The 25,638-nt window shown below is 65.7% G+C and carries 23 protein-coding genes; 13 read left to right on the top strand and 10 right to left on the bottom strand.

The window, feature by feature from the left end; all coding sequences use genetic code 11:
- Window positions 1–91: 91 nt before the first annotated feature.
- A complete protein-coding gene (locus IEX24_RS06930; RefSeq protein WP_188675677.1) occupies window positions 92–799 on the bottom strand; it encodes a GntR family transcriptional regulator in 708 nt (235 codons plus the stop codon).
- A gap of 121 nt (window positions 800–920) precedes the next feature.
- Between IEX24_RS06930 and IEX24_RS06935 the strand changes: the two genes are divergently transcribed.
- The gene (locus IEX24_RS06935) at window positions 921–2,309 is read left to right on the top strand and encodes a PucR family transcriptional regulator (protein ID WP_188675680.1); all 1,389 of its coding nucleotides are present in this window, start codon (window positions 921–923) and stop codon (window positions 2,307–2,309) included.
- Here IEX24_RS06935 and IEX24_RS06940 read toward each other — a convergent pair.
- The gene (locus IEX24_RS06940; protein ID WP_188675684.1) at window positions 2,293–3,510 is read right to left on the bottom strand and encodes an acyl-CoA dehydrogenase family protein; all 1,218 of its coding nucleotides are present in this window, start codon (window positions 3,508–3,510) and stop codon (window positions 2,293–2,295) included. The genes IEX24_RS06935 and IEX24_RS06940 overlap by 17 nt on opposite strands.
- A gap of 456 nt (window positions 3,511–3,966) precedes the next feature.
- On the opposite strand from IEX24_RS06940, the gene IEX24_RS06945 reads away from it, so the two are divergent.
- On the top strand, window positions 3,967–4,578 hold the full coding sequence (locus tag IEX24_RS06945; protein ID WP_188675686.1) for a VOC family protein: 612 nt from the start codon (window positions 3,967–3,969) through the stop codon (window positions 4,576–4,578).
- Window positions 4,579–4,660: 82 nt separating this feature from the next.
- Here the strand turns inward: IEX24_RS06945 and IEX24_RS06950 are convergent, their stop codons facing one another.
- Entirely contained in the window at window positions 4,661–5,455 is a 795-nt protein-coding gene (locus IEX24_RS06950) for an IclR family transcriptional regulator (protein WP_188675688.1), read from the bottom strand.
- A 180-nt stretch (window positions 5,456–5,635) separates the two neighbouring features.
- Here IEX24_RS06950 and IEX24_RS06955 point away from each other — a divergent pair, with 180 nt between their 5' ends.
- From IEX24_RS06955 to IEX24_RS06970, 4 genes are all read left to right on the top strand, one after another.
- The gene (locus IEX24_RS06955; RefSeq protein WP_188675690.1) at window positions 5,636–6,352 is read left to right on the top strand and encodes a CoA transferase subunit A; all 717 of its coding nucleotides are present in this window, start codon (window positions 5,636–5,638) and stop codon (window positions 6,350–6,352) included.
- Between the two features lie 16 nt (window positions 6,353–6,368).
- Window positions 6,369–7,058 carry a CoA transferase subunit B gene (locus IEX24_RS06960; protein ID WP_188675692.1) on the top strand — a complete coding sequence of 230 codons (690 nt, stop codon included), beginning with the start codon at window positions 6,369–6,371 and terminating at the stop codon, window positions 7,056–7,058.
- Window positions 7,055–8,227 (top strand): acetyl-CoA C-acyltransferase, encoded by a 1,173-nt coding sequence (locus IEX24_RS06965; protein ID WP_188675699.1) that lies wholly within the window; start codon window positions 7,055–7,057, stop codon window positions 8,225–8,227. The genes IEX24_RS06960 and IEX24_RS06965 overlap by 4 nt, the downstream gene beginning before the upstream one ends.
- Window positions 8,228–8,384: 157 nt before the next feature.
- A complete protein-coding gene (locus IEX24_RS06970) occupies window positions 8,385–8,726 on the top strand; it encodes an ArsR/SmtB family transcription factor (RefSeq protein WP_188675701.1) in 342 nt (113 codons plus the stop codon).
- A 131-nt stretch (window positions 8,727–8,857) separates the two neighbouring features.
- Here IEX24_RS06970 and IEX24_RS06975 read toward each other — a convergent pair whose 3' ends face one another.
- Window positions 8,858–11,437, bottom strand: coding sequence for an ATP-dependent Clp protease ATP-binding subunit (locus tag IEX24_RS06975; protein WP_188675704.1), 2,580 nt, complete (start codon window positions 11,435–11,437; stop codon window positions 8,858–8,860).
- A 117-nt stretch (window positions 11,438–11,554) separates the two neighbouring features.
- Window positions 11,555–12,160, bottom strand: coding sequence for a TetR/AcrR family transcriptional regulator (locus IEX24_RS06980; RefSeq protein ID WP_188675706.1), 606 nt, complete (start codon window positions 12,158–12,160; stop codon window positions 11,555–11,557).
- Between the two features lie 88 nt (window positions 12,161–12,248).
- Here IEX24_RS06980 and IEX24_RS06985 point away from each other — a divergent pair, with 88 nt between their 5' ends.
- The 6 genes from IEX24_RS06985 (at window position 12,249) to IEX24_RS07015 (ending at window position 20,018) form a co-directional block, all read left to right on the top strand.
- Complete coding sequence (locus IEX24_RS06985) at window positions 12,249–13,418, top strand: ABC transporter permease (protein ID WP_188675709.1); 1,170 nt, start codon at window positions 12,249–12,251, stop codon at window positions 13,416–13,418.
- Window positions 13,419–13,486: 68 nt separating this feature from the next.
- Window positions 13,487–15,316 (top strand): L-serine ammonia-lyase, iron-sulfur-dependent, subunit alpha, encoded by a 1,830-nt coding sequence (locus IEX24_RS19530; protein ID WP_229715147.1) that lies wholly within the window; start codon window positions 13,487–13,489, stop codon window positions 15,314–15,316.
- Between the two features lie 273 nt (window positions 15,317–15,589).
- Window positions 15,590–16,777, top strand: coding sequence for a low temperature requirement protein A (locus IEX24_RS07000; RefSeq protein ID WP_188675712.1), 1,188 nt, complete (start codon window positions 15,590–15,592; stop codon window positions 16,775–16,777).
- 227 nt (window positions 16,778–17,004) lie between these two features.
- Entirely contained in the window at window positions 17,005–17,871 is an 867-nt protein-coding gene (locus tag IEX24_RS07005; RefSeq protein WP_188675715.1) for an SDR family NAD(P)-dependent oxidoreductase, read from the top strand.
- A gap of 187 nt (window positions 17,872–18,058) precedes the next feature.
- Window positions 18,059–18,910 (top strand): helix-turn-helix transcriptional regulator, encoded by an 852-nt coding sequence (locus IEX24_RS07010; protein ID WP_203585873.1) that lies wholly within the window; start codon window positions 18,059–18,061, stop codon window positions 18,908–18,910.
- Between the two features lie 154 nt (window positions 18,911–19,064).
- The gene (locus IEX24_RS07015; RefSeq protein ID WP_188675718.1) at window positions 19,065–20,018 is read left to right on the top strand and encodes a 2-deoxy-5-keto-D-gluconate 6-phosphate aldolase domain-containing protein; all 954 of its coding nucleotides are present in this window, start codon (window positions 19,065–19,067) and stop codon (window positions 20,016–20,018) included.
- A gap of 137 nt (window positions 20,019–20,155) precedes the next feature.
- Here IEX24_RS07015 and IEX24_RS07020 read toward each other — a convergent pair whose 3' ends face one another.
- Both IEX24_RS07020 and IEX24_RS07025 read right to left on the bottom strand, forming a co-directional pair.
- Window positions 20,156–20,569: a hypothetical protein gene (locus IEX24_RS07020; protein ID WP_188675720.1), complete on the bottom strand. Its 414-nt coding sequence runs from the start codon at window positions 20,567–20,569 to the stop codon at window positions 20,156–20,158.
- Between the two features lie 17 nt (window positions 20,570–20,586).
- Entirely contained in the window at window positions 20,587–21,228 is a 642-nt protein-coding gene (locus tag IEX24_RS07025) for a nucleotidyltransferase family protein (RefSeq protein ID WP_188675721.1), read from the bottom strand.
- A 159-nt stretch (window positions 21,229–21,387) separates the two neighbouring features.
- On the opposite strand from IEX24_RS07025, the gene IEX24_RS07030 reads away from it, so the two are divergent.
- The gene (locus tag IEX24_RS07030; protein WP_188675739.1) at window positions 21,388–22,389 is read left to right on the top strand and encodes a Gfo/Idh/MocA family protein; all 1,002 of its coding nucleotides are present in this window, start codon (window positions 21,388–21,390) and stop codon (window positions 22,387–22,389) included.
- 97 nt (window positions 22,390–22,486) lie between these two features.
- Here the strand turns inward: IEX24_RS07030 and IEX24_RS07035 are convergent, their stop codons facing one another.
- From IEX24_RS07035 to IEX24_RS07045, 3 genes are all read right to left on the bottom strand, one after another.
- Entirely contained in the window at window positions 22,487–23,500 is a 1,014-nt protein-coding gene (locus IEX24_RS07035) for an NAD(P)-dependent oxidoreductase (RefSeq protein WP_188675742.1), read from the bottom strand.
- A 4-nt stretch (window positions 23,501–23,504) separates the two neighbouring features.
- Entirely contained in the window at window positions 23,505–24,755 is a 1,251-nt protein-coding gene (locus tag IEX24_RS07040; protein WP_188675744.1) for a beta-ketoacyl-[acyl-carrier-protein] synthase family protein, read from the bottom strand.
- Window positions 24,756–24,949: 194 nt separating this feature from the next.
- Window positions 24,950–25,588, bottom strand: coding sequence for a hypothetical protein (locus IEX24_RS07045; protein WP_188675747.1), 639 nt, complete (start codon window positions 25,586–25,588; stop codon window positions 24,950–24,952).
- Between the last annotated feature and the right edge of the window lie 50 nt (window positions 25,589–25,638).

Below are 25,638 nucleotides of genomic sequence, written 5' to 3' on the forward strand. Positions count from 1 at the left end.
GGTGCTCCAGTTTCTCGCTACTCGCTACGCTATATCGGCCATCGTGGCACACATTTCTGGGAGTAACAACTTGCCGCATTTCCCCTCAGCTTCACGCTGTGGGGCGCTCGAGTTTGATGCGTTCGAGGTAGGCAATGCGCTCGCGAATATCGTCTTCGTTGCTCTTCAGGTGCTCGCGTAATTCGCGCTGCAGCCCGGGGCCGTCACCGGCCACGACTCGAGAGAGCAGCAGCTCGTGGCGGTCGTAGCGATGCTGGCGTTCTTCGGGCGTGATTGTGGTGGGGTCGAAGACGAGATGCGAGTAGCGCTCGGTCGCCACCCACAGCGTTTCGAGCACGCGAAGATCCCACTCCGACGCAATCGGCTCGACGAGAGCGGCGTGAAAATCGTGGTGCGCCTCCCACGCGATTTCTGGGTCGATAGCGCGGCTTCGTTCGAGAAGCTCGTGCAGTCGCTCGAGCTGATCGGTCGTGTGCTTCGACACCGATTCTTCGGCGATGTGCGGCTCGATGCGCAGACGCAGAGCGTAGATCGACTCCATGTCTGCGGTCGTCAGCGACGCAACCGCAGCGCTTCTGGCCTGCTTCAGCACGACCAGGCCCTGATTCTCGAGGCGGCGCAGGGCTTCGCGAATGGGAATGTGGCTCACGCCGAGCTGCCGCGCGAGGTCGCGAATAGAGAATTGCTCCCCCGCGGGCAGCGCACCAGTGAGAATAGAACGACGAATCTCTGCAGTAACCAGATCGACGGCAGAGTTGTTCTGTTGAGCGATCGACCTGACGGCTGGCTCAAAGGTCATGGCGAAAGCTCCCTAGTCGAGATACCCAAATATAGCGTATATAGTCTGTTCGAGGCCGTGGCCTTGGCCGGCGGTGTGGCCGGGTCTGACCCACCTCGTTCACACGGCGAGAAAGTCAACGATGACGAACACCAACGAATTTCATTTCACCCACGCTCGTGACTCTGGGCTGCCGTGGCTCTCTCAGCTCGAACCTCAGGCACGGGCATCCATCGTCTCGGCGAGCGGTCGCGCCCATTTCAATAACGCGGTGCGAGCCGTGGGCCGCGGTCCGGTGGATTGGGCCGTCGAGCTGGGCTACCGCGTGGCCCAGCGGATTGTGCAAGACGTGCCCTCGTTCGACGAGGGTGACGATTCGTTCGAAGTGCTTCGAATGGCCACCGAATCGACCACCATTCAGCTCTTACTCGCGCTGGCCGGCGTCGACATCGGCGAGGCGAGCACCTCAGAGGCGATCGACTGCGTGAACGACTTCGTTCGGCGCGGCATCAGCCTCGACGACACCCTGCGCGGCATTCACCTCGGGCATTCGGTGATGGCCAGCGCGTTTCTCGCCGCTTGTGAGGAGTTCGGCGACCCTGCTGTTCGACTGACCCAGATTCAGGCCGTCTCTGAACGCATGTTCGAGTTTTTCGACGTGTTCTCGGCTCAAATGGCCGATGTCTACCTGCGCGAGACCACCCGGCGCTCGTCGAGCGATGATGCGGTGACATTCGAGCTGGTGAGCGAGGTGCTGCGAAGCACCGTGCCCGACAACGCGCAGTTCGCGAAGCGAGTGGGCTACAGCCTGGCGAAACAGCATCTCGCCGTGATCGTCTGGTCGTCGTCGCTCGCGCGAGACGCTGACCAGCTCGAGTTGCAGAACGCCGCGACAGACCTGCTGCGCCGACTGCATCCCACTCAGAAGCTCGTTCTGCCCGTTGGGGTCGGGCGGGTCTGGGGTTGGGCGAGCCCGGCGGGGCCGGTCGACGAACTCGTCGGAGCGATGATGGCCGTGCCGCTGAAGAACGGCATTCGAGCCGCGGTGGGGTACCCGGCATCCGGAATCGACGGGTTCAGACGCTCGCACCGCGAAGCCGAGGCAGCCTTCACCCTGCTGCAGACGGTGGATGCCCCCGCCCATGTGGTGCCGTATGCCGACGTCGATCTGCTGTCGTTGATCGTGGCCGACCGCGAGCGCGCTCTCGAATTCGCTCGCCGCGAGCTCGGCGCTTTGGGCGACGACAATCAGTACGCCCGCGAACTTCGCGCCACGGTTGCGGCGTTCATCGACGCCCAGGGCAGCCCGCACGCGGCAGCAACCCGGTTGAACGTCTCGCGTAACACGGTTTCGTACCGCATTCGGCGGGCCGAAGAACTGCTCGGCCGAGACATCAGTGAGCGCCGCGCGCAATTGCACGCGGCGCTCATGGTGGTGGCGGCGACGAACGAGCCCAGGTCGGCAGAGGCCAAGTCAGCAGAGCCCAGGTCAGCGGAGCCCAGGTCAGGCGAGCCTAGATCAGTGGCGTGATCTGCTCTTTCACTCCGAGCAGCACTCGGCCGTAGGTCTCGCTCGAGATGCCGGGGCTGACCACCGCGTGACGCGATGCCGTGTTCAGGTCGCGCCAGTAGCGCTGCAGCGGGCTCACTTCGGCGAAGCCGCCGGCACCCTGCACCGACATCAGCAGATCGACCGCTTCGCGGGTCTTGCGTGCGATATAGCCCGTGTCCATGCGGGCACGACCGCGTTCGATCAGCGTCAGATACACACCATCGCGGGCAGCCTGGTCGATGTTGTCGGCGCAGCGGGCCATGTGCAGCATCGCTGTGTCGACGAGTTCGGCAGCCTCGGCCATGTTTATCTGCGTCGAACCCGAGTTCACCGAGTTGTCGTAGAACGTGTAGGCGATTCCCTTGCCTTTCGCGAGCGAGCCGAGCACGTACTCGAGCGCGCCGCGGGCCATGCCCGTCATCGCGCCGGCGAGAACGATCGAGAGCGTCGAAACGAACGCCGAACGGTAGAGCACCTCGTCGGTGTGCTCGGTGCCATACTCACCCTCGATGGCTTTGCTGATGGAGATGATGCGGTAGTCGGGAATGAAGACGTCGGTCGCGACCAGAGTGTTGCTGCCCGTGCCGCGCATGCCGGCGACGTACCAGGTGTCGTCGATGGTGAGGTCTGACATGGGAACGAGCGCCAGGCCCTGATCGATTTGAGCGCCCTGGTCGTTCACGATCGGCAGGCCGAGCAGCGCCCACTGCGAGTGCAGGCTGCCCGAGGCGAATCCCCACGCACCCGTGATGCGCAAGCCACCCTCTTCGTACGTCGCTGTGGCGGTCGGAGTGAGAACACCGCAGACGCGGGCGTCGGGGTTGTCTCCCCAGACATCGTTCTGGGCGCGCTCGGGGAAGGTGCCGGTCATCCACCCGCACACATTGATGAGCGTGGTGACCCAGCCGGTTGCGCCGTCAGCGCGGGCGATGAGCGAGTTGATCTCCACGAAGTCGCGAACCGAGACCTCGTTGCCGCCGAGCCGCTTGGGCTGGGCCAGCTTGAACAGGCCGGCCTCGTTCAGTGCTTCGATGACGGGTTCGGCGACCCGGCGGTTGTCTTCGGTTTCAACGGCGTGTTCTTTGATCAGACCGGCGAGGCTGACCGCTCGCTCTTTCAGCGTCTGGGCGACCGCTGCGGTTTCGGTTGCAGCTTCGGGGTTCGCATCGAGAATCGTCATGTGACATACTCCTTCATCTCTTCGTTGAGTGGATCAGGGTGGCGGTCTAGATCAGCCGCGCTGTGTGATCAGTCTCGTCGCGCCTGGCGTCTTACTCTTGTGCCGAGTCGCCAATCTTGCACAGCAGCGTTGGGCGCAGCGCCCTAGCGCGCCATCGTCGCGGCAGCGCACAGTCGATATCGCCCCGCACAGACGCGCCACTTCTGCACAGACGCACGAAAGGAAACGAGCATGACTCTCGCCGATAGTTCGCAAATAACACCGCGCCAGCTGCGGCGAGGTCGCCGCTTTGAGCCCCGCCAACTGGCACGAAGGGGAGCCGTTGCTCTTCTTTAAGGGAAGCTACCGTCAACTACACAGCCAGGAGGCGTAGAACATAAATCGCGTTTGAAAATCGCCCGTATAACGATATAGCATAGCGAATAGCGCCAATTTCAATCTCACAAGGAGACAACGATGTCAGGTAACAAGGCCACAGGCCGGCCGATCAACCCGCCGAAACTTCACCACACCACGTTCACGACGATGCAACTCGACAACATGGTGGCCTGGTACGAACTGGCAGTGGGCCTCATTCCGGCCTTCCACAACGACGAAGCCGCATGGCTCACGAACGATGAGGCGAACCACCGCATCGCCTTCCTCTCCCCTCCCGGCCTGAAGAAGCCGGCCGATAAGGGTCACGAAACGGGCATCCACCACACCGCGTTCGAGTACGCCACGTTCGACGAGTGGCTCGACAACTACATTCGTCTGCGCAACCACGGCATTCTGCCGTTCTTGACGCTCGACCACGGCATCACGATGTCGATCTACTACCAAGACCCTGACGGCAACGGCGTGGAGATTCAGGTCGACGCGTTCGGCGACTGGGCTCAGTCGAAGCAGTGGATCTCGTCGGCTCTCGAGTTCGCCTCGAACCCCATCGGCACCTACTTCGACCCCGAAAAGCTGGTTGCCGCTCGCGAAGCCGGGCTCACGTTCAAAGAAATTCACGAGAACGCGCGGGCCGGCGAGTACGTGCCCGACACGATTCCGGCAGACATCTTCTTGCCCGAACTGTACTGAGCGCGCCGCGCTGAGCGCGCAGCACTGACGCAAAACAGCACTGACGCAAAAGAGCGGCGGATTCACCTCAACTGAGCAGATTTCATCTGCGCTGGGGCGAATCCGCCGCTCTTTTCTGCAACCGCTTCGTGACGATGTGCGCTTGCTCGAGAAGGAGCCGGCCGAGGTCGGGGCGACGATCGGGGCTGAAGCGTGACTCGATGCCAGTGAGGCTCAGCGCCCAGGCCGGCCGGCCATGCTCGTCGAAGATCGCCGCTCCCATGCCCCAACTACCCTCGACCAGCAAGCCTGGGTTCACGGCGTAACCGCGTGAGCGCGTCTCGGCGATGCGCTGCCGAACCTCGGCCGCCTGGTGCTGCGCACCCCACCGCTCGGCGAGCGACTCCCGGGCGAGGTAGCTGTCGATCTCCGTGGGCGTCAGAAACGACAGAATCGCGAGCCCCGCGCTCGCCACTCCGAGCGGAAACCGTACCCCTTCGTACAAGACGAACGAACGCACCGGAAAACTGCCCTCGATGCGCAGCAGGCACACCGTTTCGAAGCCGCGGCGGGCCGAGAGAAAGGCGCTCTCCCCCGTTTCGCGGGCGAGCGTCTCGACGCTCTCACGGGCGAAGTCGGTGATGTCGTACCGTTCGGCGGCGAGTGCGCCCATGAGGTAGAGCTCCGGCCCGAGATGCCAGCGCGCCTTGGCCGTGTCGAGGTCGAGAAATCCTTCGGCTGCGAGGGAGGTCAGCAGTCGGTGCGCGGTCGGGCGCGTGAGTTCGGCTTCGTCGGCGACCTGGGCAGTGGATACGCCGTCGGGCGAGTGCTCGCTGACCACGCGCAACACCCGGCCCGCGCGCGAGATGACCTGAGCCCCTTGCAAGCCGTCAGGCATCGGGCATCCACTTCGCGTTCATCATGTCTCCACATTATGGACAAGCTCAGGGGCGCTGCCCACACTGCAATCACTTTAGTGTGAAACTTTGACAGCGGCTATCAGGTGCGCGTAGCTTCGATAGAAGAATAGTGGTGCCCACTTTATGGGCATCCGTCACTAACCCACAAAGGAGTGCGTGTGTCAAAGCTCTGGCAGAGCGCGGCAGAGGCTGTGCACGATGTCATCCACGACGGGGCAACCATCGCAGCCGGTGGTTTCGGCCTCAGCGGCAACCCGAACGACCTCATCGAGGCGATTCGTGACAGCGGTGCCAAAGACCTCACTATCATCTCGAACAACATGGGCGTCGACGGCAAAGGCCTCGGCATTCTGCTCGAGAACCACCAGGTCAAGCGCGTGCTCGCGTCATACGTGGGCGAGAACAAGCTGTTCGCACAGCAGTTCTTGAGCGGCGAGCTCGAGGTGGAGTTCGTGCCACAGGGCACCCTCGCCGAGCGCCTTCGCGCGGGCGGGGCCGGAATCGCGGGTTTCTACACCAAGACGGGCGTGGGCACGCCCATTGCTGAAGGCAAAGAGCTGCACGAGTTCGACGGTGAAACCTACGTGCTCGAACGCGGCATCGTGGCCGACATCGCAATCGTGCACGCGTTTCGCGCCGACGCGGCCGGCAACCTGATTTACCGGCATGCCTCGCGTAACTTCAACCCGAACGTCGCCACCGCCGGCCGGGTCACCCTCGTCGAGGCCGAAGAGATTCTCGGCGAGGGCGAGTTCATCGACCCGAACATCATCGTGACGCCCGGCATTTTCGTGCAGCGCCTGATGCAGGCCACCGACCGCCCCAAAGACATCGAACAACGAACCGTTCGGCCGCGCGCCTTGACCGGCGCCTGAGCAGAAAGAACGAAAAATGGCCTGGTCACGCGACGACATGGCGGCAATTGCCGCCCGCGAACTCAACGACGGCGAGTACGTCAACCTGGGAATCGGTATTCCGACCATGGTTGCCAACCACTTGCCCGACGGCGTATCCGTCACCCTGCAGAGTGAGAACGGGTTGCTCGGCATGGGCCCGTTTCCGTTCGAAGGCGAAGAAGACGCCGATCTGGTGAACGCCGGCAAGCAGACCATCACGCTCGCGCCCGGCGGCAGCTTCTTCGATTCGGCGACCTCGTTCTCGATGATTCGCGGCGGGCACGTGCAGGTCGCTATTCTCGGGGCCCTTCAAGTGGCCGCGAATGGCGACCTGGCGAACTGGACGATTCCGGGCAAGCTCGTGAAGGGAATGGGCGGCGCGATGGATCTCGTCGCCGGCACCCCCCGGGTGATCGTGATCACCGAGCACGTGGCCAAAGACGGCTCGCCGAAAATCGTCGCAACGTGCGACCTGCCGCTCACCGGCGCTCGCGTCGTGCAGCGAATCATCAGCGACCTCGCTGTGTTCGACGTCGTCGATGAAGCGCTCGTGTTGCGCGCCACGGCCCCGGGCGTGAGCGTCGAAGAAATCGAATCAAAGACGGGCGCGGGGTTCACGGTCGACCTCGACCCTAGTGTCGTTCCAGACCAGGTCGTTTCAGACCAGACGGAGGTAGGCGCATGAGCGCAGTAATCGTGGGCTACGCCCGCACCCCATTCGTGAGGTACAACGGCGTGTTCAGCACGATTCCGGCCACCGAGCTCGGGGCGCACGCCATCACGGCGGCCCTCGAGAAAGCGGGCGTCTCGGCCGATTCGGTGGAGATGGTGTATGGCGGGCAAGTGCTTCAAGGGGCGGCAGGCCAGAACCCTGCACGCCAGTCGGCGGTGGGTGCGGGCATCCCGCTGACCGTACCGGCCATCACGATCAACGCGGTGTGCCTCTCGGGAATGGAGGCCGTGGTCAACGCCGTGCGCCTCATCAACGCGGGCGAGGCCGACGTGGTAGTTGCCGTGGGGCAGGAGTCGATGACGCTGGCTCCGCACGCGTGGTCGGGCTCACGGGCCGGCAAGAAGTACGGTGCCGTCGAGCTGATCGACACGATGGAGCACGACGGGCTGACCGACGCGTTCGAGAAGCGTTCGATGGGTATTTCGACCGAAGAGGGCAACACCGAGCTGCACCTCAGTCGTGAAGAGCAAGACGCGTGGGGTGCCCGTTCGCACCAGACGCTCGCCGCCGGCGCTTCGTTTCTCGAAGGCGAAATCGTGCCGTTCTCGGTGCCTGGGCGTAAGGGCGCCACGGTCGTGTCGGCCGACGACGGGTTGCGCGCTGAGACCACCGTTGAGACGCTCGCCGGTCTTCGGCCCGCCTTCGGTTCGTCGGGTACCATCACGGCCGGCAACTCGTCGCAGATCACCGACGGCGCGGCGGCAATCGTGCTGATGAGTGAGACCGCGGCCGATGCGCTCGGTGCGCACAAGATCGCCACCGTGGTGGCGCACGCGTTCGTGGCCGGCCCCGATGTGCGGCTGCACGCGCAGCCGGCGAACGCTATCAACAAAGCGCTCGCTCGCACGTCGTACACCACGAGTGACCTTGCTGCTGTCGAGATCAACGAGGCCTTCGCGTCGGTTTCGGTTCAGTCGACACGGATGCTCGGGGTCGACGAATCGATCGTGAACAGCAACGGCGGGGCCATCGCCCTCGGGCACCCCATCGGAGCCTCCGGCACGCGCATCGTCGGTCACCTCGCCCGGCGGCTCGCCGCCCTCGGAACGGGTTCGGTCGGCGCGGCAGGCATCTGCGGCGGCGGCGGACAGGGTTCGGGCGTGGTACTCGTCGCGTTCTAGCGGCTGCGCCCGGCGGCGGCCGTCTCGTGCTGAGGTCGGCGCGGTACTTACGTCGGCGCGGTACTTACGTCGGAGATCAGCCACGCTGTCCACGTATTGCGGGGATGAACCCGATTCTCCGACGAAACGACCACAGTATTCAAGGCGGGAGGGTGTCATGTCGGTATCGCTTGTCGGGCACGGCGACGACTACGCCGCGGCGCGCGCTTACCGCGCGCTCGGCGCCACGTCGACGCGCGTCGAGATCTTGCGCCTCGTGCTCGCGTCGGGCGAGGTGAGCGCCGCCGAGCTCATGGCGGCGCTCGCCCTCACCCGCAACGGCGTGCACCACCACCTGCGCGCCCTCACCGACGACGGCCTCCTCCTCGAGCGGCACACCACCCACCCGCGCGGCAGCGGACCCATCACGTACTGGCGGGCCGACCCCGACGAGGTGCTCACAATGCTCGAAGACCTCACCGCTCACGTGATGAGTGCCGCGCACCTGCCCACCCCCTGACGGTGTGGCGCAGAACCAAGCGTGCTTGTGCGTGCGGCTAGAGGGATGCAGCCTGGGATGCGCAAAAGCACCCCCACTCGAAAGCGGGGGTGCTTTTGCGCAACGTCGACGCGTTGCGACCGGGGTGTGGGCTAGGCGGCGAAGGCCATGTCCGCGGGGGTGGCCGCCGAGGCCGAGCTGACGACGGTGAGCTCGCCCGCCGAGGCGGAGACGGTCACGGTACCGCCGTCGGTCAGGGCACCGGTGACGAGCAGGTCGGCGATACGATCATCCACTGACCGCTGAATGACGCGGCGCAGGGGGCGCGCACCGTATTCGGGTTCGTAGCCGTTGTCGGCGATCCAGTCGATTGCGGCGTCGGTAACCGACAGCGTGATCGAACGAGCGGCCAGGCGGGCACGCGAGGCGCCGAGCAGCAGCGACACGATCTGGCGCAACTGGGGCTTCTCGAGCTTTTGGAACAGCACGATCTCGTCGATACGGTTCAAGAACTCGGGGCGCATGGCCTCGCGCAGCTTGCCCATCACGCGATCGCGCAGCGCCTTGTCTGAGCCGAATCCGCCACCGGCCGAGTGGTCGGCCACGAAGCCGATTCCGCCGCTGCGGCTCGCCAAGAACTCAGAGCCCAGGTTCGAGGTCATGATGACCACCGTGTTGCGGAAGTCGACCGTGCGACCCTGACCGTCGGTCAGGCGACCGTCGTCGAGCACCTGCAAGAGCAGGTTGAACACGTCGGGGTGCGCCTTCTCGATCTCGTCGAACAGGATGACCGAGTACGGGTTACGACGAACCCGCTCGGTCAGCTGACCGGCCTCGTCGTAGCCCACATATCCGGGAGGGGCACCGACGAGCCGCGACACGGTGTGCCGCTCGCCGTACTCACTCATGTCGAAGCGCAGCATCGCTTTCTCATCGCCGAACAGCGAGCCCGCGAGGGTCTTCGCCAGCTCGGTCTTGCCGACACCGGTGGGTCCGAGGAACAGGAAGCTGCCGACGGGCCGGTTGCGATCGCCCATGCCGGTGCGGTTGCGCCGCACAGCCTTAGCGACCACCGTCACGGCGTCGTCTTGCCCGATCACGCGGGCGTGCAGTTCTTCTTCGAGCAGAGCGAGGCGTTCACGGTCGACCTGGGTCAGCCGATTGGCCGGGATGCCCGTGGCCCGCGATATGACGGCCGCGATCTCTGGCTCGCCGACGACCGCCGCAACATCGGCGATGTCGGTCGACTTCACGTTCGCGAGCTTCGCCTGCACAGCCTCGATCTCGTCACGCAGACGCGACGCCTCTTCGTAGTGCTCGGCCGCGACGGCCGAGTTCTTCGAGGCTTCGAGGTCGGCGAGCTGTTGCAGGAGGGCCGACGCGTCGACCTTCTTGCCGAGCTTCAGGCGCAGCCGAGCCCCGGCCTGGTCGATCAGGTCGATCGCCTTGTCGGGCAAGAACCGGTCGCTGATGTATCGCGCAGACAGCTCGACCGAAGCGCGAATCGCCTCGGGCGTGTAGGTCACTGCGTGGTGCTCCTCATAGGCAGGCGCGAGCCCGGCCAAGATCAGCACCGCGTCTTCGATGTTCGGCTCGCCCACAGTTACAGGCTGGAACCGGCGCTCGAGCGCGGGATCTTTCTCGATGGAACGGTACTCCTTCAGCGTGGTGGCGCCCACCAGGTGCAGGTCGCCGCGTGCCAGGCGGGGCTTCAAGATGTTTCCGGCATCCATACCGCCCTCACCCGAACCGCCGGCACCGACAACGGTGTGAATCTCGTCGATGAAGACGATCAGCTCACTCTTATGGGCTGAGATCTCATCCATCAGCTTGGTGAGGCGCTCTTCGAAGTCGCCGCGGTACTTGGTTCCGGCGAGCATGGCGGGCAGGTCGAGCGTCACCACGCGCTTACCGCGCAGCTGCTCGGGAACACCGCCGTCGACGATGGCCTGAGCCAGACCTGAGACGATCGCGGTCTTACCCACGCCCGCCTCACCAATCAGAACGGGGTTGTTCTTGGTGCGGCGCGACAGAATCTCGATGGTCTGCTCGATCTCGTCGAGCCGGCCGATCACGGGGTCGAGGTCGCCCTCGCGGGCCAGCTCAGTGAGGTCGGTGCCGAACTTGTCGAGCGTGGGGGTGTCGGAGTCGGTCTCAGCCGTCTCGTCACCTGCGGCAGAGCCTGTCGTGCCCGCGTTGACCGTTTCGCGCATGCCGGCCTGCAGAGCATCCGGAGTCACGCCGGCAGCCGCCAGAACGGCGCCCGCGGGCGAGTCTTGGTTGATGACGAGCGCGAAGAAGAGGTGCTCAGGGTCGATGTAGGTCGAGCCGGATGCCCGGGCGACCTGGTACGCGTGAAACAGTGTGCGCGTGGCCGACTGCGTCAGCGACGGAGCAACGTCGTCACGTTCGGCCGAAGCCTGCGGTAGACGCCCCTCGGCAGCCTCCGCGATGGCGCGCGGGTTCGCGCCCACGCGGCGAATAGCGTCAGCGGCCGGCTCCTTCTCGGCGATGACGCGAAGAATGTGTAGTGCGTCGAGCTCGGACTGACCGTGCTCGAGCGCGAACTTACCGGCCTCGGCCAGCACTTCGTGCGTGCGGCGGCTGAGGAAGCGGCTGATGTCTATGGAACGGGCGCCCTGCTGGGCCGAGCGCTCGCCCTCGAGGTAACGAGCGAGAAACTCGTCGAATGAGTTGCCGCCGGTACCTTCGGGGTTTGAGTTGTTAGGCAATGTGTCCTCCTGGTGAAACTTGAGTGCCCTCGACTCAAGTTAACGCTACGGAGGGTGGGTTATTCCCGGTTGATCGCTCTGGGCGAAAAAGCTGAGCGTGCTGCACTCAACTTCGAGTTAGGCGAGCAGGGTGAAGTCGGGGCGCACGGCAGAAGCCGCGTCGAGGTAGGCGTCGCGGTCGAAGCTCTCGAAGATGGTGTTCTGTATGACGTAACCCTGCAGAATGCCGAGATACAGACTCGCGAAGGCGGCGGCCGTGCGCTCGGCCTCGTGGGCGGGCATCCCGAGGCCACGCTCGTACCAGTCGACGAGGTACAGCTCGAGAACGCGGCGCAGGTGGCTGCCGATGCGGTCTGTCGATTCGCGGCTCGAGACGTCGAGGGCGGCTTGCGCCCAGACCTGAAGGAGCAGGCCGAGGTCGTCGACTTCGGTTTCGATGCCGTCGAGGAAGGTGCGCAGCAGTTCGCCCGGAGCGACCGGGTCGGCCGTGCCGGCGGCCTCGACCCCGTGCAGGCGAACCTCGAGCAGGTCGGAGATAGCCGAGTGGATCAGTTCGTCTTTGCCCTTGAAGTGCCCATAGATCGCGCCGGCCGAGAGCCCGCTTTCGGCGATGATGTCGGCCATCGAGGTGGCCTGAAAGCCCTTCTGGGCAAAGAGGCGAAGGGCAGCGGCGGCGATTTCGTGCTTTCGCGACTCACGGTGTTCGGCGGTGACTTTGGGCATGTACTCACTCTAAAAAGAACGATCGTTCTTGACAAGCGCTCCAGGTGAGTTCACAATAAAAAACGAACATTCTTTTTAGGAGCGAATTATGACGTCGACCATCGACCTGCCCGACACCGCGGCGCACGGCGAGGCGGCACGCGCCCACCCGGCGCACGCGGCCAACACCCACACCCCCAGGCCCACAAAGCCAGCACCCACCCTCAAGCCGCACACCCGCTGGGGCCGCGCCATCGGCATCGCCCTGGGCGCAGCTGTCGTGGTCGCCCTGATCGTTGTGGCCTTCGTCTGGCCCACCATCACGTCGAGTGTCAAAGACATTCCGATTGCGATCGTCGGCACCTCTGAGCAAGTCACTGCCGTCACCGATTCGCTCAACAAGCAGGCCGAGGGAGCGTTCGCCGTGACGGCTGTCGGCGACCGGCAAGACGCCGTCGACCTCATCAACACCCGCACCGTCTACGGAGCGATCGTGCTGGGCCAGAGCCCAGAGATTCTCACCGCCTCGGCGAATGGAGCGGCTGTCAGCCAGATTCTCGACCAGCTGGCCGCGCCCATCCAGGCCCAGGCGAACGCGGCAGCACAGGCCGCCGTGACTCAGGCCATCGCCGCAGGTCAGGCCCCGGCGGGCACAACCGCACCGGCCATCACGGTCGCCGTCACCGATGTGGTGCCGCTGGCCTCGACAGACGCGCGTGGGGTCGGGCTCACAGCAGCGGCATTTCCCCTGGTGCTCGGCGGAATTCTCGGCGGCGTACTTGTCTCGCTGCTGATCACCGGCGTCTGGCGCCGTCTGACGAGCGTCATCGTCTACGCCGTGGTCACCGGTGTCGGCGTCACGCTCATCATGCAACCGTGGTTCGGCATTTTGCAGGGTTCGTTCGCGCTCAACGCGGCCGCCATCACGCTCGCCATGGCGGCCACCGCCTCGTTCGTGGTCGGCGCCAACGCGTTGCTCGGCCGGGGCGGAATCGCCGTTGGCTCCGTTCTGACCATGCTCATCGGCAACCCGCTCTCGTCAGCTACTCAGCCGCTGCAATTCGACGTCGCCCCATGGGGCGCGGTGGGCCAGTGGTTCGTTCCGGGCGCGTCTTCGACCCTCATTCGCGATCTGTCGTACTTTCCTGACGCGAGCACCATCTTCCCGTGGCTGGTGCTCGCCGGCTGGACTGCCCTCGGCATCGTGGCCATGTTCGTGGGCCACTTCAGAAACCAGCAGGTCATCTCGAGCCTTGCTGTGAGCGAAGACCCTGCCTAGAGTGTTCAGGTAGGTCGGGGGGCCGGCCGCGGCAGATCGTCGCGGTTTCACCCGATCGGAGCACCCACGTGACCCAGCCGCTCAGCGTTTTCGATCTCTTCAGCATCGGAATCGGGCCGTCGAGCTCACACACGGTAGGCCCCATGCGGGCTGCGGCGTCGTTCGCCAGGTCTCTGCAGGCTCCGGATGCCCGCTCCCCCGTTCTCGAGTCGGTCGCCGCTCTGCGCGTCGAACTCTTCGGCTCGCTCGCGGCCACCGGTGTGGGGCACGGCACCCTTCGTGCGGTGCTGCTGGGGCTCGGATGCGCCGACCCCGCGTCGGTGCTGCCGGAGTTCGTCGCCGAACGCGCAGCCGACATCGATGCGAGCGGCGTGCTGCTGCTCGGCGGCAGCCACGCGGTGCCTTTTGCCAGCAACGAGATCGTACTGAAGCCGCTCACCACGTTGCCGCGGCACCCCAATGCGCTGCGGTTCACGGCGTTCGACGCCGCGCGGGCGGTGCTGGCCGAGGAGACGTATTACTCGGTGGGCGGTGGGTTCGTGGTGCACGAGGGTGACGCGTTAGGCAGCGACGAATCGCTCGGCGGCGAGGGGTCGCGCGGCCCGAGTGCAGACGAACGCGGCACCGAGGGCGACGTGGCAGCGACAGCGGCAGGTACCGCGGGCGGCGGCGAGGGGCGGGTCGCGCCTCGAGTCGAGCCCGAGCATCCATTCGCCTTCGACACGTCAGCACGCCTGGTGGAGCTCTGCGACGAGAACGGCTGGGCCTTCAGCGACGTGATGCTGGCGAACGAGAAGCTGCCGGCCGAGGAGGTGCGGCGCGGTCTGCTGCGCATTAGAGATGTGATGAACGAGTGTGTGGAGTCGAGCATCCACCGCGCCGGAGTCTTGCCGGGCGGGCTCGACGTGCGACGGCGCGCGCCCGCGTGGTTTCGGCAGCTTTCGGAGGCGGGGCCGGAGCGTGGCAAAGAGTTCTGGCAAGAATGGGTGGGTTTGATCGCACTCGCTGTGAACGAAGAGAACGCCTCGGGCGGGCGGGTCGTGACGGCGCCGACGAACGGGGCCGCGGGCATCATTCCGGCGGTGCTGTACTACGCCACGCACTTCGCCGATCGGTCGGCGCCCGGCACCCCCACACGCGGTGCCACCTCCGCCGCCGACGATGGCGGCACCGCGCACCACGACCCCGGAGACCGGGGCGACACCGCCATCGCACCCACGTCAGCCATCACCGGCACCGCCAGCGCACCCCCGTCAGCCATCACCGGCACCGCCAGCGCACCCCCGTCAGCCATCACCGGCACCGCCATCGCACCCCCGTCAGCCATCACCGGCACCGCCATCGCACCCCCTTCAGCCATCACCGGCACCGCCATCGCACCCACGTCAGCCATCACCGGCACCGCCATCGCACCCCCGTCAGCCATCACCGACTCACCCGACGACATCGCCGTGCGCTTTCTGCTCACTGCGGGCGCCATCGGCACCCTCTACAAGAACAACGCCTCTATCTCGGGCGCGGAGGTGGGCTGCCAGGGCGAGGTGGGCTCCGCGTGCTCGATGGCGGCCGGCGCTCTCGCCGAAATTCTCGGCGCAACGCCCGCGCAGGTCGAGAACGCCGCCGAAATCGCCATGGAACACAACCTCGGCCTCACGTGCGACCCCATCGGCGGGCTGGTGCAGATTCCGTGCATCGAACGCAACGCCATGGGCGCCACGAAGGCCATCACTGCGGCGAAAATGGCCATGCTGGGCGACGGGATGCACCACGTCTCGCTCGACGAAGTCATCACCACGATGCGCCTGACGGGCCTCGACATGCAGAGCAAGTACAAAGAAACCGCCCTCGGCGGCCTCGCCACGAGTACCCGCATCTCGGTGAACCTCACCGAGTGCTGACGCGCGGTCTGGCGGGCTCCTTCCGAACCAATCCGCGCTCCGCCCGTACGCCCCCGCGCACGCCGTCGTGAGTCCGTTAGGTGTTTTGAGCCCACTACACCGGCCTCAAAACGACCTAACGGGCTCACCAGCGGAGGCGGAGGCCGAAATGGGTGCGGCGGCGGGCCGAACGGGGGCCAGACCGCGACGGCCGCCCGCCAGAACGGCGTGGGCCAGAACAAGACGACCCGCTAGTAGCGCGTGGGCCGGAGCGGCGTGGGCCAGAATGTACCTATGCCGAGCATCCTGGATCGACTCGACCTGCGGCCCATTCGCCCGCGCGACAAGCACGAACCCGGCCGCGTCGCCTCGAGCCTCGAGTTGTTCTTCGACCTCGTGTTCGTCATCGCCGTGGGTCTCGCCGCCACCAACCTGCACGAGCTCGAGAGCGAACAGCACCTCTGGGCCGGCGTGGGCGCCTACCTCATGGTGTTCTTCGCCATCTGGTGGGCCTGGATGAACTTCACCTGGTTCGCGACCGCCTTCGACAACGACGACTGGCTGTACCGGGTCACCACCATCGTGCAGATGGGCGGCGTGCTCGTCTTGGCCGCGGGGGTTCCGGGTGCCATGCAGCACGGCAACTTCACCGCTGTCACGTTCGGATACGTCATCATGCGCCTGGCAATGGTGAGCCAATGGGTGCGTGTCGCCGTGAATTCGCCCGAATACCGAGCTACCGCCCTCCGCTATGCCGGCGGAATCACCGTGGTGCAGCTCGCCTGGGTGTTACGCCTGCTGCTGCCCGACTCGCTCGGGGTGATGAGCTTCATCGTGCTCGCCCTCGCCGAAATCACGGTTCCCATCTGGGCCGAACAGAAGAACGTCACCCCGTGGCACGACCACCACATCGCCGAACGCTACGGCCTCTTCACCCTCGTGGTGCTCGGCGAGGGCCTGCTCGGCTCAGCGAACGCCATCATCGACGGGCTGCAGGATGCCGACCACGTCTTCACGCTGACCTTACTGGCGGCGTGCGGCCTGATCATCACCGCGGCCATGTGGTGGATCTACTTCGCCGTCTCGCAGCACGACAACTTCGCCAATCTGCGGCAGTCACTGACCACCGGATACACCCACTACATCATCTTCGCGGCAGCCGGAGCGGTATCGGCGGGAATCGAGGTCGCCGTGGCGGTGCATTCGGGCGCCACCCAACTGCCGACGGTCGAGGCCGGGGCGACGCTCACCATTCCGGTGGCGGTGTTCGTGCTCGCGGTGTGGGCGCTGGCGATCAGGCCCGGGGTCGGCCGGGTGGCGAACACGGTCATTCCGATCGCCGGTGTGCTCATCGGGCTCTGCGCGCTCGCGCCCTGGCCCGAGGTGGTTACCTCGGTGCTGCTCATCGCTGTCGTGGTGACGCTGGTGGTGACGAAACGGCCCTCGCCGATCAATCGGCTGACCCAAGCGGCGGGGCGCTGAGCAGGCTGGGCGCTGACCTGACGGGGTGCTGACGCTGACCCGACAGGGCGCTGGCCCGACAGGGCGCTGACCGAGTCGGCGCCCCGCCGACCTCGCGGGGCGAGCGCGCGCACCCCGGGCATCCACTGACCGATGAACAGTGGATAACCGCGCCCTGTTTGCTGGGCGCCATTCGCGATCAACTGATTTCAGCAGCCTTCGGGGCTGCGAGAAACCGGAGCTGAGCGATGACCAAGTGGACTGCCGCCGACCTACCCGACCTGACCGGCAGAACGATTGTGGTCACGGGCGCCACCAGCGGAATCGGCCTCATCACCGCGCGAGAGCTGGCGAGAGTCGGCGCCCACGTGGTGCTCGCGGTGCGAGACATCGCCAAGGGTGCGGCCGCCAAAGCGGGCATGACGGGTGTGACGGGCGACGTCGAGGTGCGCGAACTCGACGTGTCGAGTCTGGCGAGCGTGCGCGCCTTCGCCGCCGACTGGAGGGGGCCGCTCGACGTTCTGGTGAACAACGCGGGGGTGATGGATGTTCCGCTGACGCGAACGGCCGAGGGCCTCGACACGCAGACCGCCACGAACTCGCTCGGCCCGTTTCTGCTGACCAACCTGCTGTTGCCGCACATCACCGATCGCGTGGTGTGGGTCACCAGTCAGCTGCACCGCATGGGGCACCTGAACGTCGACGACCTGAATTGGAAGGCGCGGCCCTACAAGCCGATGGATGCCTACAACGACTCGAAGCTGCAGGTCATACTCTTCTCGCTCGAGCTGCAGCGGCGGCTCGACTCCGCGCATTCACCGATTCGCTCGCTGATAGCGCACCCGGGCATCGCCACCACACCGCTGGCGGCGCACTCGTCATCCAACGCGATCAACCGCTTCTCGGTGTTCTTGAACGACGCCGAACACGGCGCGCTGCCCACGCTCTTCGCCGCAACTCAAGACCTGCCGGGAAACGCGTACGTCGGACCGAACGGTCTCGGCAGCATCAAGGGCTACCCCACCGTGCGAAAGCCGGGCAAAGCCGGTCTCGACGCTGCGGCGGCGAGCCGTCTGTGGGCAGCGGCAAGCACCACGGTCGCTTTCGCCGTCTGAGCCCGAAAGCGCGAACGCGCGAACACCCGATGGTGCGGCACAAGCAGGCGCGGGCATCCACTGACCGGCGGTGCCTGGATATGAGGTTCAGGAGGGTGCAGAGTTGAGGTGTAGGCAGACAGGCCGCGAGCCGCCAGTCCGGCCGCGAACAGCCAGACAGGCCGCGAACAGATGGAGGAGGGCGAAGGTGGTGAACCAGCCCGAACTCGCCGACTTCTTGCGAAAGCGGCGGGAGGCGCTGCAACCCGAAGACGTGGGGCTGACCCGCGGCCCCAGGCGCCGTACCAGTGGGTTGCGGCGCGAAGAAGTGGCCGAACTCGCCGGAATGTCGACCGACTACTACGCCCGGCTCGAGCGCGGCAATGGGCCGCAGCCGTCTGAACAGATGGCGGCGGCAATCGCTCGCGGGCTACGGCTGAGCTTGGCCGAGCGCGATCACCTTTTCATGTTGACCGGGCACGGGGCCCCGCAGCGGGTTCGGCGCACCGATCACATCAGCCCCGGGCTCATGCGGGTGCTCGACAGGCTCGACGACACTCCGGCCCAGATCATGTCGAACCTCGGCGAGACGCTGGTGCAGACGCCGCTGGCGGTCGCCCTGCTCGGTGAGCAGACGCACTTCGCGGGCGCATCCCGAATCAACGTGTACCGCTGGTTCACCGACCCATCGTCGCGCGAAATGTACGAGCCTGACGACTTCGAACTGCATGGGCGCGTCTTCGCGGCACAGTTTCGGCAGGTCGTGGCCCAGCAGGGGCCCGGTTCGCAGGCGGCCGCCCTCGCCGAGAGCCTGCTGCAGCAGAGCGACGAATTCGCGGCCGTCTGGCATGACCACGAGATCGGGCTCGTCTACACCGAGCAGAAACGCTTCGTGAACCCGGAGGTGGGGCCGATGCTGCTGCACTGCCAGTTGCTGCTCGACCCCGACCAGCAGCAGTCGTTGCTCGTCATCACGGCGACTCCGGGCACCGAGAGTTACGAGCGGTTGCAGCTGCTCTCAGTCATCGGCAGCCAGAAGCTCGGGCTCCCCGCGCGGTAGGCGGGGCGTCTGCCGCTGGCCGCTCCCCGCACGTCGTCGGGGTACGGATGCCCGTAGCCGCCCACCAGCGCACGAGTTGTTCACCCGCTCTCGTTAGGTATTTCGCCGCCCACCGTCGTACGGTCGAAGCAGACCTATTCGGCGGGAGAAAACCATGAGCGAAACCACCACCCCGACACCCGGCCCGGCCGCTGCCGCCCCGCCCCTTTTCTTGCTCGCGATGGATCACCGCGCTTCACTGCAGAAGCAGGTCTACGGCATCGAGGGCGAGCCCACACCCGCGCAGATCGAGCAGATCTCGGCCGGCAAGACGCTCATCTTCGAAGGCCTGCTCGAGGCCGTGAACCGCGGGGTCGACCCGGCGACCGTGGGCGTTCTGGTCGACGAACGCTACGGAACAGCTGTGGCCGAGAAGGCACTGGCGGTGGGCATCGACCTCGCCATGCCCATCGAGGCGAGCGGCCACGACTTCTTCGTGCTCGAGTACGGCGACTTCACCAGCACCGATTGGTTCAGTCACGTCGAGACCTTCAACCCCGCCCAGGTGAAAGTGCTCGTGCGCGACAACCCGGCGTTCGACGAAGCCGACCGCGAGGCGCAGTTCAGACATCTCGCCGCGGTAGGTCAGGTGTTGCGTGAGTCGGGTCGAGTCTTTCTGATCGAACTGCTGATTCCGGCCACCGAATCCCAGCTGGCGTCGGTCGATCAGGATGCCCTGCGGTACGACCGCGACGTGCGCCCCGACCTCACCACCCAGGTCATCTCTGAACTGCAGCACGCCCACGTCGAACCTGACATCTGGAAGATCGAGGGCCTCGAAACCCGTGAAGCTGCCGAGTCGATCGTGGCTGCGGCGAGACAGGATGCCCGGGCATCCGTCACCTGCATCGTGCTCGGTCGCGATGCACCCGAAGAGCGGCTCGACCACTGGCTGAGCGTCGCAGCACCCGTCGACGGCTTTCGCGGCTTCGCCATCGGCCGAAGCATCTGGGAGCAGCCGCTCACCGACCACCTCACCGGACTCAACGGCCCGCACGACCTCGTCGACCGCGTGGCCACCAACTTCACCCACTTCGCCGCCGCCTACCAGGCCGCCGCCTCGGCCTGAACCCGCCCCATCCCCACCCGACCCCGACCCAACTCGCTGCTGCCCGTAGCTGCCACCACCTACAGCAGCCACCGCTTAAAGTAGCCACGACGTGAACCCGACCTCAACTCACCACGAACTCGCGGGCAGCCAGGGTCTCACAATCCGTGCGTCGACGCGAGCGCTACGACGAGTTCGTACGCCTGTCTCGTCATTTCGGCTGCCTTCGTGCTCGTGCAATAGCCGCCGTAGTGAAGTAGTGATTTGTCTTTCACGAGCCTCATCAGCCGCTTGCTGAGGGCCACCCCGTCTGGCTCGACCGTCGCGAGCTGCGCGGCCGCCGCACGATGGTCGGCGTCGTTCGCGCGAACGCCGAGTTCTTTGCCACAGATGGCGTCTGCCGTGGCAATGCCTGCCATGATGGCATTCGAAGCCGCTACTTGCGCGCCAGCCGATAGACCAGCCGCGCCATCAATCAGGGCAAGCTGATCTTCGGCCACCCGAAGAAATTCGCGTGCGGTTGTGGCGCGTTCTTTCGCATCGGCGCGCGTCATCAGGGCTTGGCGACTCATCCAACCAGTCTACGGCTTTAACGAGCTTTACTCATTCTCTGTCGCAGATCTGGGCCGTGAATCGTTCGAGCGTCTTCGCGCCATGACGCGATGAGAGGGTCTTGCGCCGCGACCATGCTGGTCAGCCGCGAATCGGAGACAGCGTAGACGTTGCATGCGTTGCCCGTGCATGCGGCGATTTCGGAGACCAGGGCATCGACCAGTGTTTCTCGAACGTGTTCGTCGAACCCATCAGAGAAAACCACGGCGACGTCGATATCGCTCGCCTTCGTACTTTCACCGCGCACGACTGAGCCGAAAAGCGCGAGTGTTACGTCAGAAACGTGAGGTCGATCGATGCATTCTTCGACAAGGTCGATCATTCGCCGTTCGACGTCGGCAAGAGCCCGATCGGCCACGCTGATGAGGGCTTGCACTGCCGGCCAAAGCACGTGACGCTGGTTAACCGCGTAAAGAATTGAACCTCCGGCCGGCGTGGCGGTGACCAAACCCTGCACGACCAGTCGCTCGAGCGACTTGCGCATTCCAGCCTCCGAGCCGACGCCGGCGAGTCGGGCGACACTCGCCCCAGTGAGGCTCCCGCTCGTTCGGGAAAGCGTGCGAAGCGAAACACCCTCGAGAGAAGGGATGATCGAGAGCATCGGATTACTGAGATCCATCAGACTCCCACATCTCGAAAAGCAACTATTGTACGCATATCCCTACTTTAGTAGGCACTGCCCTACAATTGTGCTGTGCGGCACCGATGATGTCGGGTCACCACCGCCGCCTCGACGTGTGAGCATAGCCACCGCCGACTGATCTGCAACGATGGGGAGATGCTCAGCATCGGAATACTCGGCGCGGCCGGCATTGCGCCCGCCGCGATTGTGCGCCCGGCGCGACGGCGGAACGATGTGGTGGTCGTGGCGGTGGCGTCACGACGGGCATCCGCTGCCGCCGACTACGCCGACACCCACGGCATCGACCGCGGGTACGGCAGCTACCGCGAGCTGCTCGACGACCCCGAGATCGACCTGATATACAACGCGCTGCCGCCGTCGGAGCACATGCGGTGGTCGATTGCCGCGCTCGAAGCCGGCAAGCACGTTCTCTGCGAGAAGCCGTTCGCCATGAACGCAGCCGAAGCCGAACGTATGACCGATGCGTCGGCGGCGTCGGGCAAGCGCATCGTCGAGGCGTTTCACGACCGCTATCACCCGTTGAGCGCCGAAATCGATCACATCGTCGGCAGCGGGCGGCTCGGTGGCATCGTCGACATACACGCCGACTTTTCGGGCTCGAACCCGTTCGACCCGCGCTCGATTCGGCACGATCCGGCGGTGGGCGGCGGTTCGCTGATGGATCTCGGCTGCTACCCGGTGCACTGGGTTCGCGCGTTGATGGGCTCCGAGCCGACCGTCGTTTCTGCGACGGCCACGCTGAATCCCCTCGGAGCCGATCTGAGCATGGATGCCGCACTCACCTTCGACTCGGGCGTCACCGCTCGCGTAACGTGCTCAATGGTCGAGGGCACGGCGCTGAACTCTTCGCTCGACGTGATCGGCACACACGGGCGCCTTCACGTGAACAACCTCGTCTTCCCGTCGGCCGGCCACAGCATCACAGTCACGACCGACGGGCACTACGGCGACGTCGACTACGTCTCCACCGTGGCCGGACTCACCACCTACGACCATCAACTCACTGGCGTCATCACCGGGCTAGCGACAGGCGAACGGATACTCACCGAGGGTCACGACGCGGTGGCGAACATGCGCGTGATCGACGCCATCTACGCCTCGGCCGGTTTCGACCGTCTCGGCCGAGACGACCAGTGACTTCATCGAAGACACCGAACTTCTCGGCCGCCTGTCAAAGCGGGTGCGTCGTGGCCTGCCGGTCATTCGCGCCGACCCGTTGACACGGCGATGCGAGTCATCTCTCGTCGGCAATGCGCAAGGTCGTAGCGGCGCGCTGCTCGAGAAGCTTCGCCGCCAGTAATTCGCCACCGACCGCGCCGAAACGCGCAAGGGCCTCGCGGTGCATCCGCAACACCTGAGCCGACAGCTCGAACGGCGTGCCGGTCTCGCCGGCGAGCGCCACGACGGTTTGCAGCTCTTCGACGACGCGGCCGATGCCGAAGTCTTCGAGATAGTCGCCCCGCAGCAGGTAGCCGAGATGCCGGTCGATGAACTGGCTGCCACCCGCGCTCACCGCCAGCGTGTCGCGCAGCGTCGCGAGATCAAGGCCCAGCGCCTGGCCGAGCAGCAGGGCCTCGGTGACCGCGATGCTCTGCCCGAACCACAGTAGGTTCGCGAGCAGTTTTGCCGTCTGGCCCGCTCCCGGCTGTTCGCCCAGGTACCGGATGCTCGCCGGCTCGCTCGCGCCGACGTTCGCCCCGAGCGCGGCCAACACCGGCCGCACCCGCGCGACAGCGGCCTCGGCGCCCGCCACGCAGAACGACAGCGCGGCATCTCGGGCCGCGGTCACACCCCCACCCATCGGCGCTTCGACGTAGCCGATGCCGCGCGCCGCAGCGACCGTGGCGAGCTCTGCGGCCATCCGCGGGTCACCACTGGTCAAGTCGAGCCATATCGCGCCCGGTCTCATGGCCGCGAGCGCTCCACCGCCGCGCGAAGGGGGTGCCCCTGCGTCGTACGAGAGCAGAGCATCCGGTGCCATCGCCTGACCGAGTTCTGGCGCGCCAGGCAGCACGGTGATCAGCAGATCGCTGTCGCGGCAGAGTGCACGGATGCCCGGTGAACGGCGTATTGCGGCAGCGTCGAGTGCGGCATCCCGAGCCGAATTGACGTCGAACGCCGTCACCTCGTAGCCGGCCGCGGCGAGGTTCACCGCAATCGGCAGCCCCATGCGCCCGGCGCCGAGCACCCCGATGCTACCGATGGAGGCAGCGTCGGGTGCGCCGCCAGGCCGGCCGACGGCTGCCACCGCGTCAGGAAGCCGAGGCCGAGGCAGGCACGAACACGATGCTGCCGTTGTGCCCGCCGAAGCCGAAGCTGTTCGAGAGCACCGGCCCCGGAACCCACGGCCGCGGCTCGCGAGCAATGTCGAGCGTGATCGCCTCGTCTTGGTTCACCAGCCCCGCGGTCGGCGGCACCGTCTCATTCGCGATGGTCAACGCCACGGCCACGGCCTCAATCGCCCCAGCAGCCCCGAACGAATGCCCGGTCACACCCTTGATGCTGGTGAGCACGGGCGCGTCGGCGCCGAACAACCGCGACACGGCTTCGCTTTCGGCAGCGTCGTTCAGGCCGGTCGAGGTTCCGTGCGCGTTGATGTGCGTGATGTCTTCGGGGCGTAAGCCGGCGTCTTCTAGGGCCAACCGCATGGTGCGCTCGGCGCCCCTGCCATTGGGCGCCGGCGCGGTGACGTGGTAGGCATCCGCCGTCGACGCTGCACCCTCGATGGTCATGTACACGTGCGCGCCCCGTGCCACGGCGCGCTCGAGCGGCTCGAGAACCAGCATTCCGCATCCTTCAGACGCAGCGAGGCCGTCGCGGTCGCGGTCGAAGGGGCGCGAGATGCCGCTCTTCGAGAGTGCGCGCATGTTGCCGAAGCCCGCGATGCACACCGGAGTGAGGCTCGAATCGGTGCCGCCCGCCAGCACGACGTCGGCGAAGCCCTGCGCAATGAGCCGGGCGCCGGCTGCGATGGCGTCTGTTCCTGCGGCGCAGGCGGTGGTGACAGTGGATGCCGTACCCCTCATGCCGAACCGAATACTCAGAGCGCCCGCCGCAGCGTTCGGCATCACCATGGGCACCGTGTGGGGTGAGACGAGGCGTTCCCCACGGTCACGCAGCACGTCGGCCTGGGCCGCGAACGTCTGGATTCCGCCGATTCCGGTGCCCATCGACACCGCCGCGCGATCGAGGTCGACCGTGTCGACAAGCGCCTGAGTGTCGCTTTCTGCGGGGGCGTCGGAACGGGCATCCGCCAGCAGGCCCGCATCACGCAGTGCCTCGTCGGCCGCCACCACCGCGAAGTGCACATTGATGTCAGAGTTCTTCGCGGTTTTGTGCGTCATCACCCGGCGCGCATTGAGCTTTTCTTCGTCGACCCGTCGAACGTTGCCGTCGACGGCGGGGGCCAGCAGGCTCTGCCAGAACGCGTCGACCCCGACTCCTGCCGGCGTCACAACGCCGATTCCGGTGACGGCGACGGTACGGTTCTGCAGCGGCTTCATGCGTGGTTCTCCTAGTGAGGTCGATACTCGTTCAACTGAAACATTCGAACGGGCTTCGCGTCGGGCGAGATGGGTCTAAACATCGTGCTGAGGATTTGTAGCAATCCCACCAACGATTGCGACGGTGAGGGTCGCGAGCTACCAGGCTCGGGTTACCACGTGGCGGCTACCAGACTCGGGTCACCACGTGCCTGCTACCAGGTACCGGCCGGCGACGAGTATTCGGGTACAGGCGTGTACGACCAGTGTGCTCCGTTCGCGTAATGGCTGGTGGCCCATGGCGAGGCCCAAATGGCCTGCTCGATCTGGGCAGTGGGCGCACTGGCCGCGAATCCGGCGACGATTCCCGAATAGCCGCTGTTGCTGTGCAATGCCTCTGCCGCGTTCTCGGCCGCCGTCACGAGGTTGTCGTAGCTGCCGAACCCGCTGCCCCCGCCCGAACCCCAGCCGTTGTTCAGCGGATTGTTGCGATTCCACCAATCGTTCGGCCCGTTCTCTTGCCGCATCCAGCGCATCATGACGGTGACGTTCGAATCGCTCACCGGAAATCCGGCCAGAAACATCACCAGTTTCGCCCAGTCGCGGTTGGTGGTGCCGGCTTCGAAAGTCTGGAGGCCTGAAGTTGCCGAGTAGTCGTCGCGGGTCACTCTGATGCCGGTCGCCGTGCCCGGCACACTGATCACCTGCAATGTGCCCTGCACGCTCGACCCCGCATACGCCTGGTGCACAGGCAGCGCGGGCGGCGCCAGCGCTGTGATCGCCAGCAGGGCGAATGCGGCGACACCGGCCGCTATGGCGACGACGCGGCTCACTTGTCGGCGGCGTGGTTGCACGCTTCCACGGTATCAGCCCCGCCCTAGGCGCCCTCGGGGCGAGCCGCCCG

Origin of the sequence: Subtercola lobariae (genome assembly GCF_014640255.1) — a bacterium.
GTDB classification, from domain to species: domain Bacteria; phylum Actinomycetota; class Actinomycetes; order Actinomycetales; family Microbacteriaceae; genus Subtercola; species Subtercola lobariae.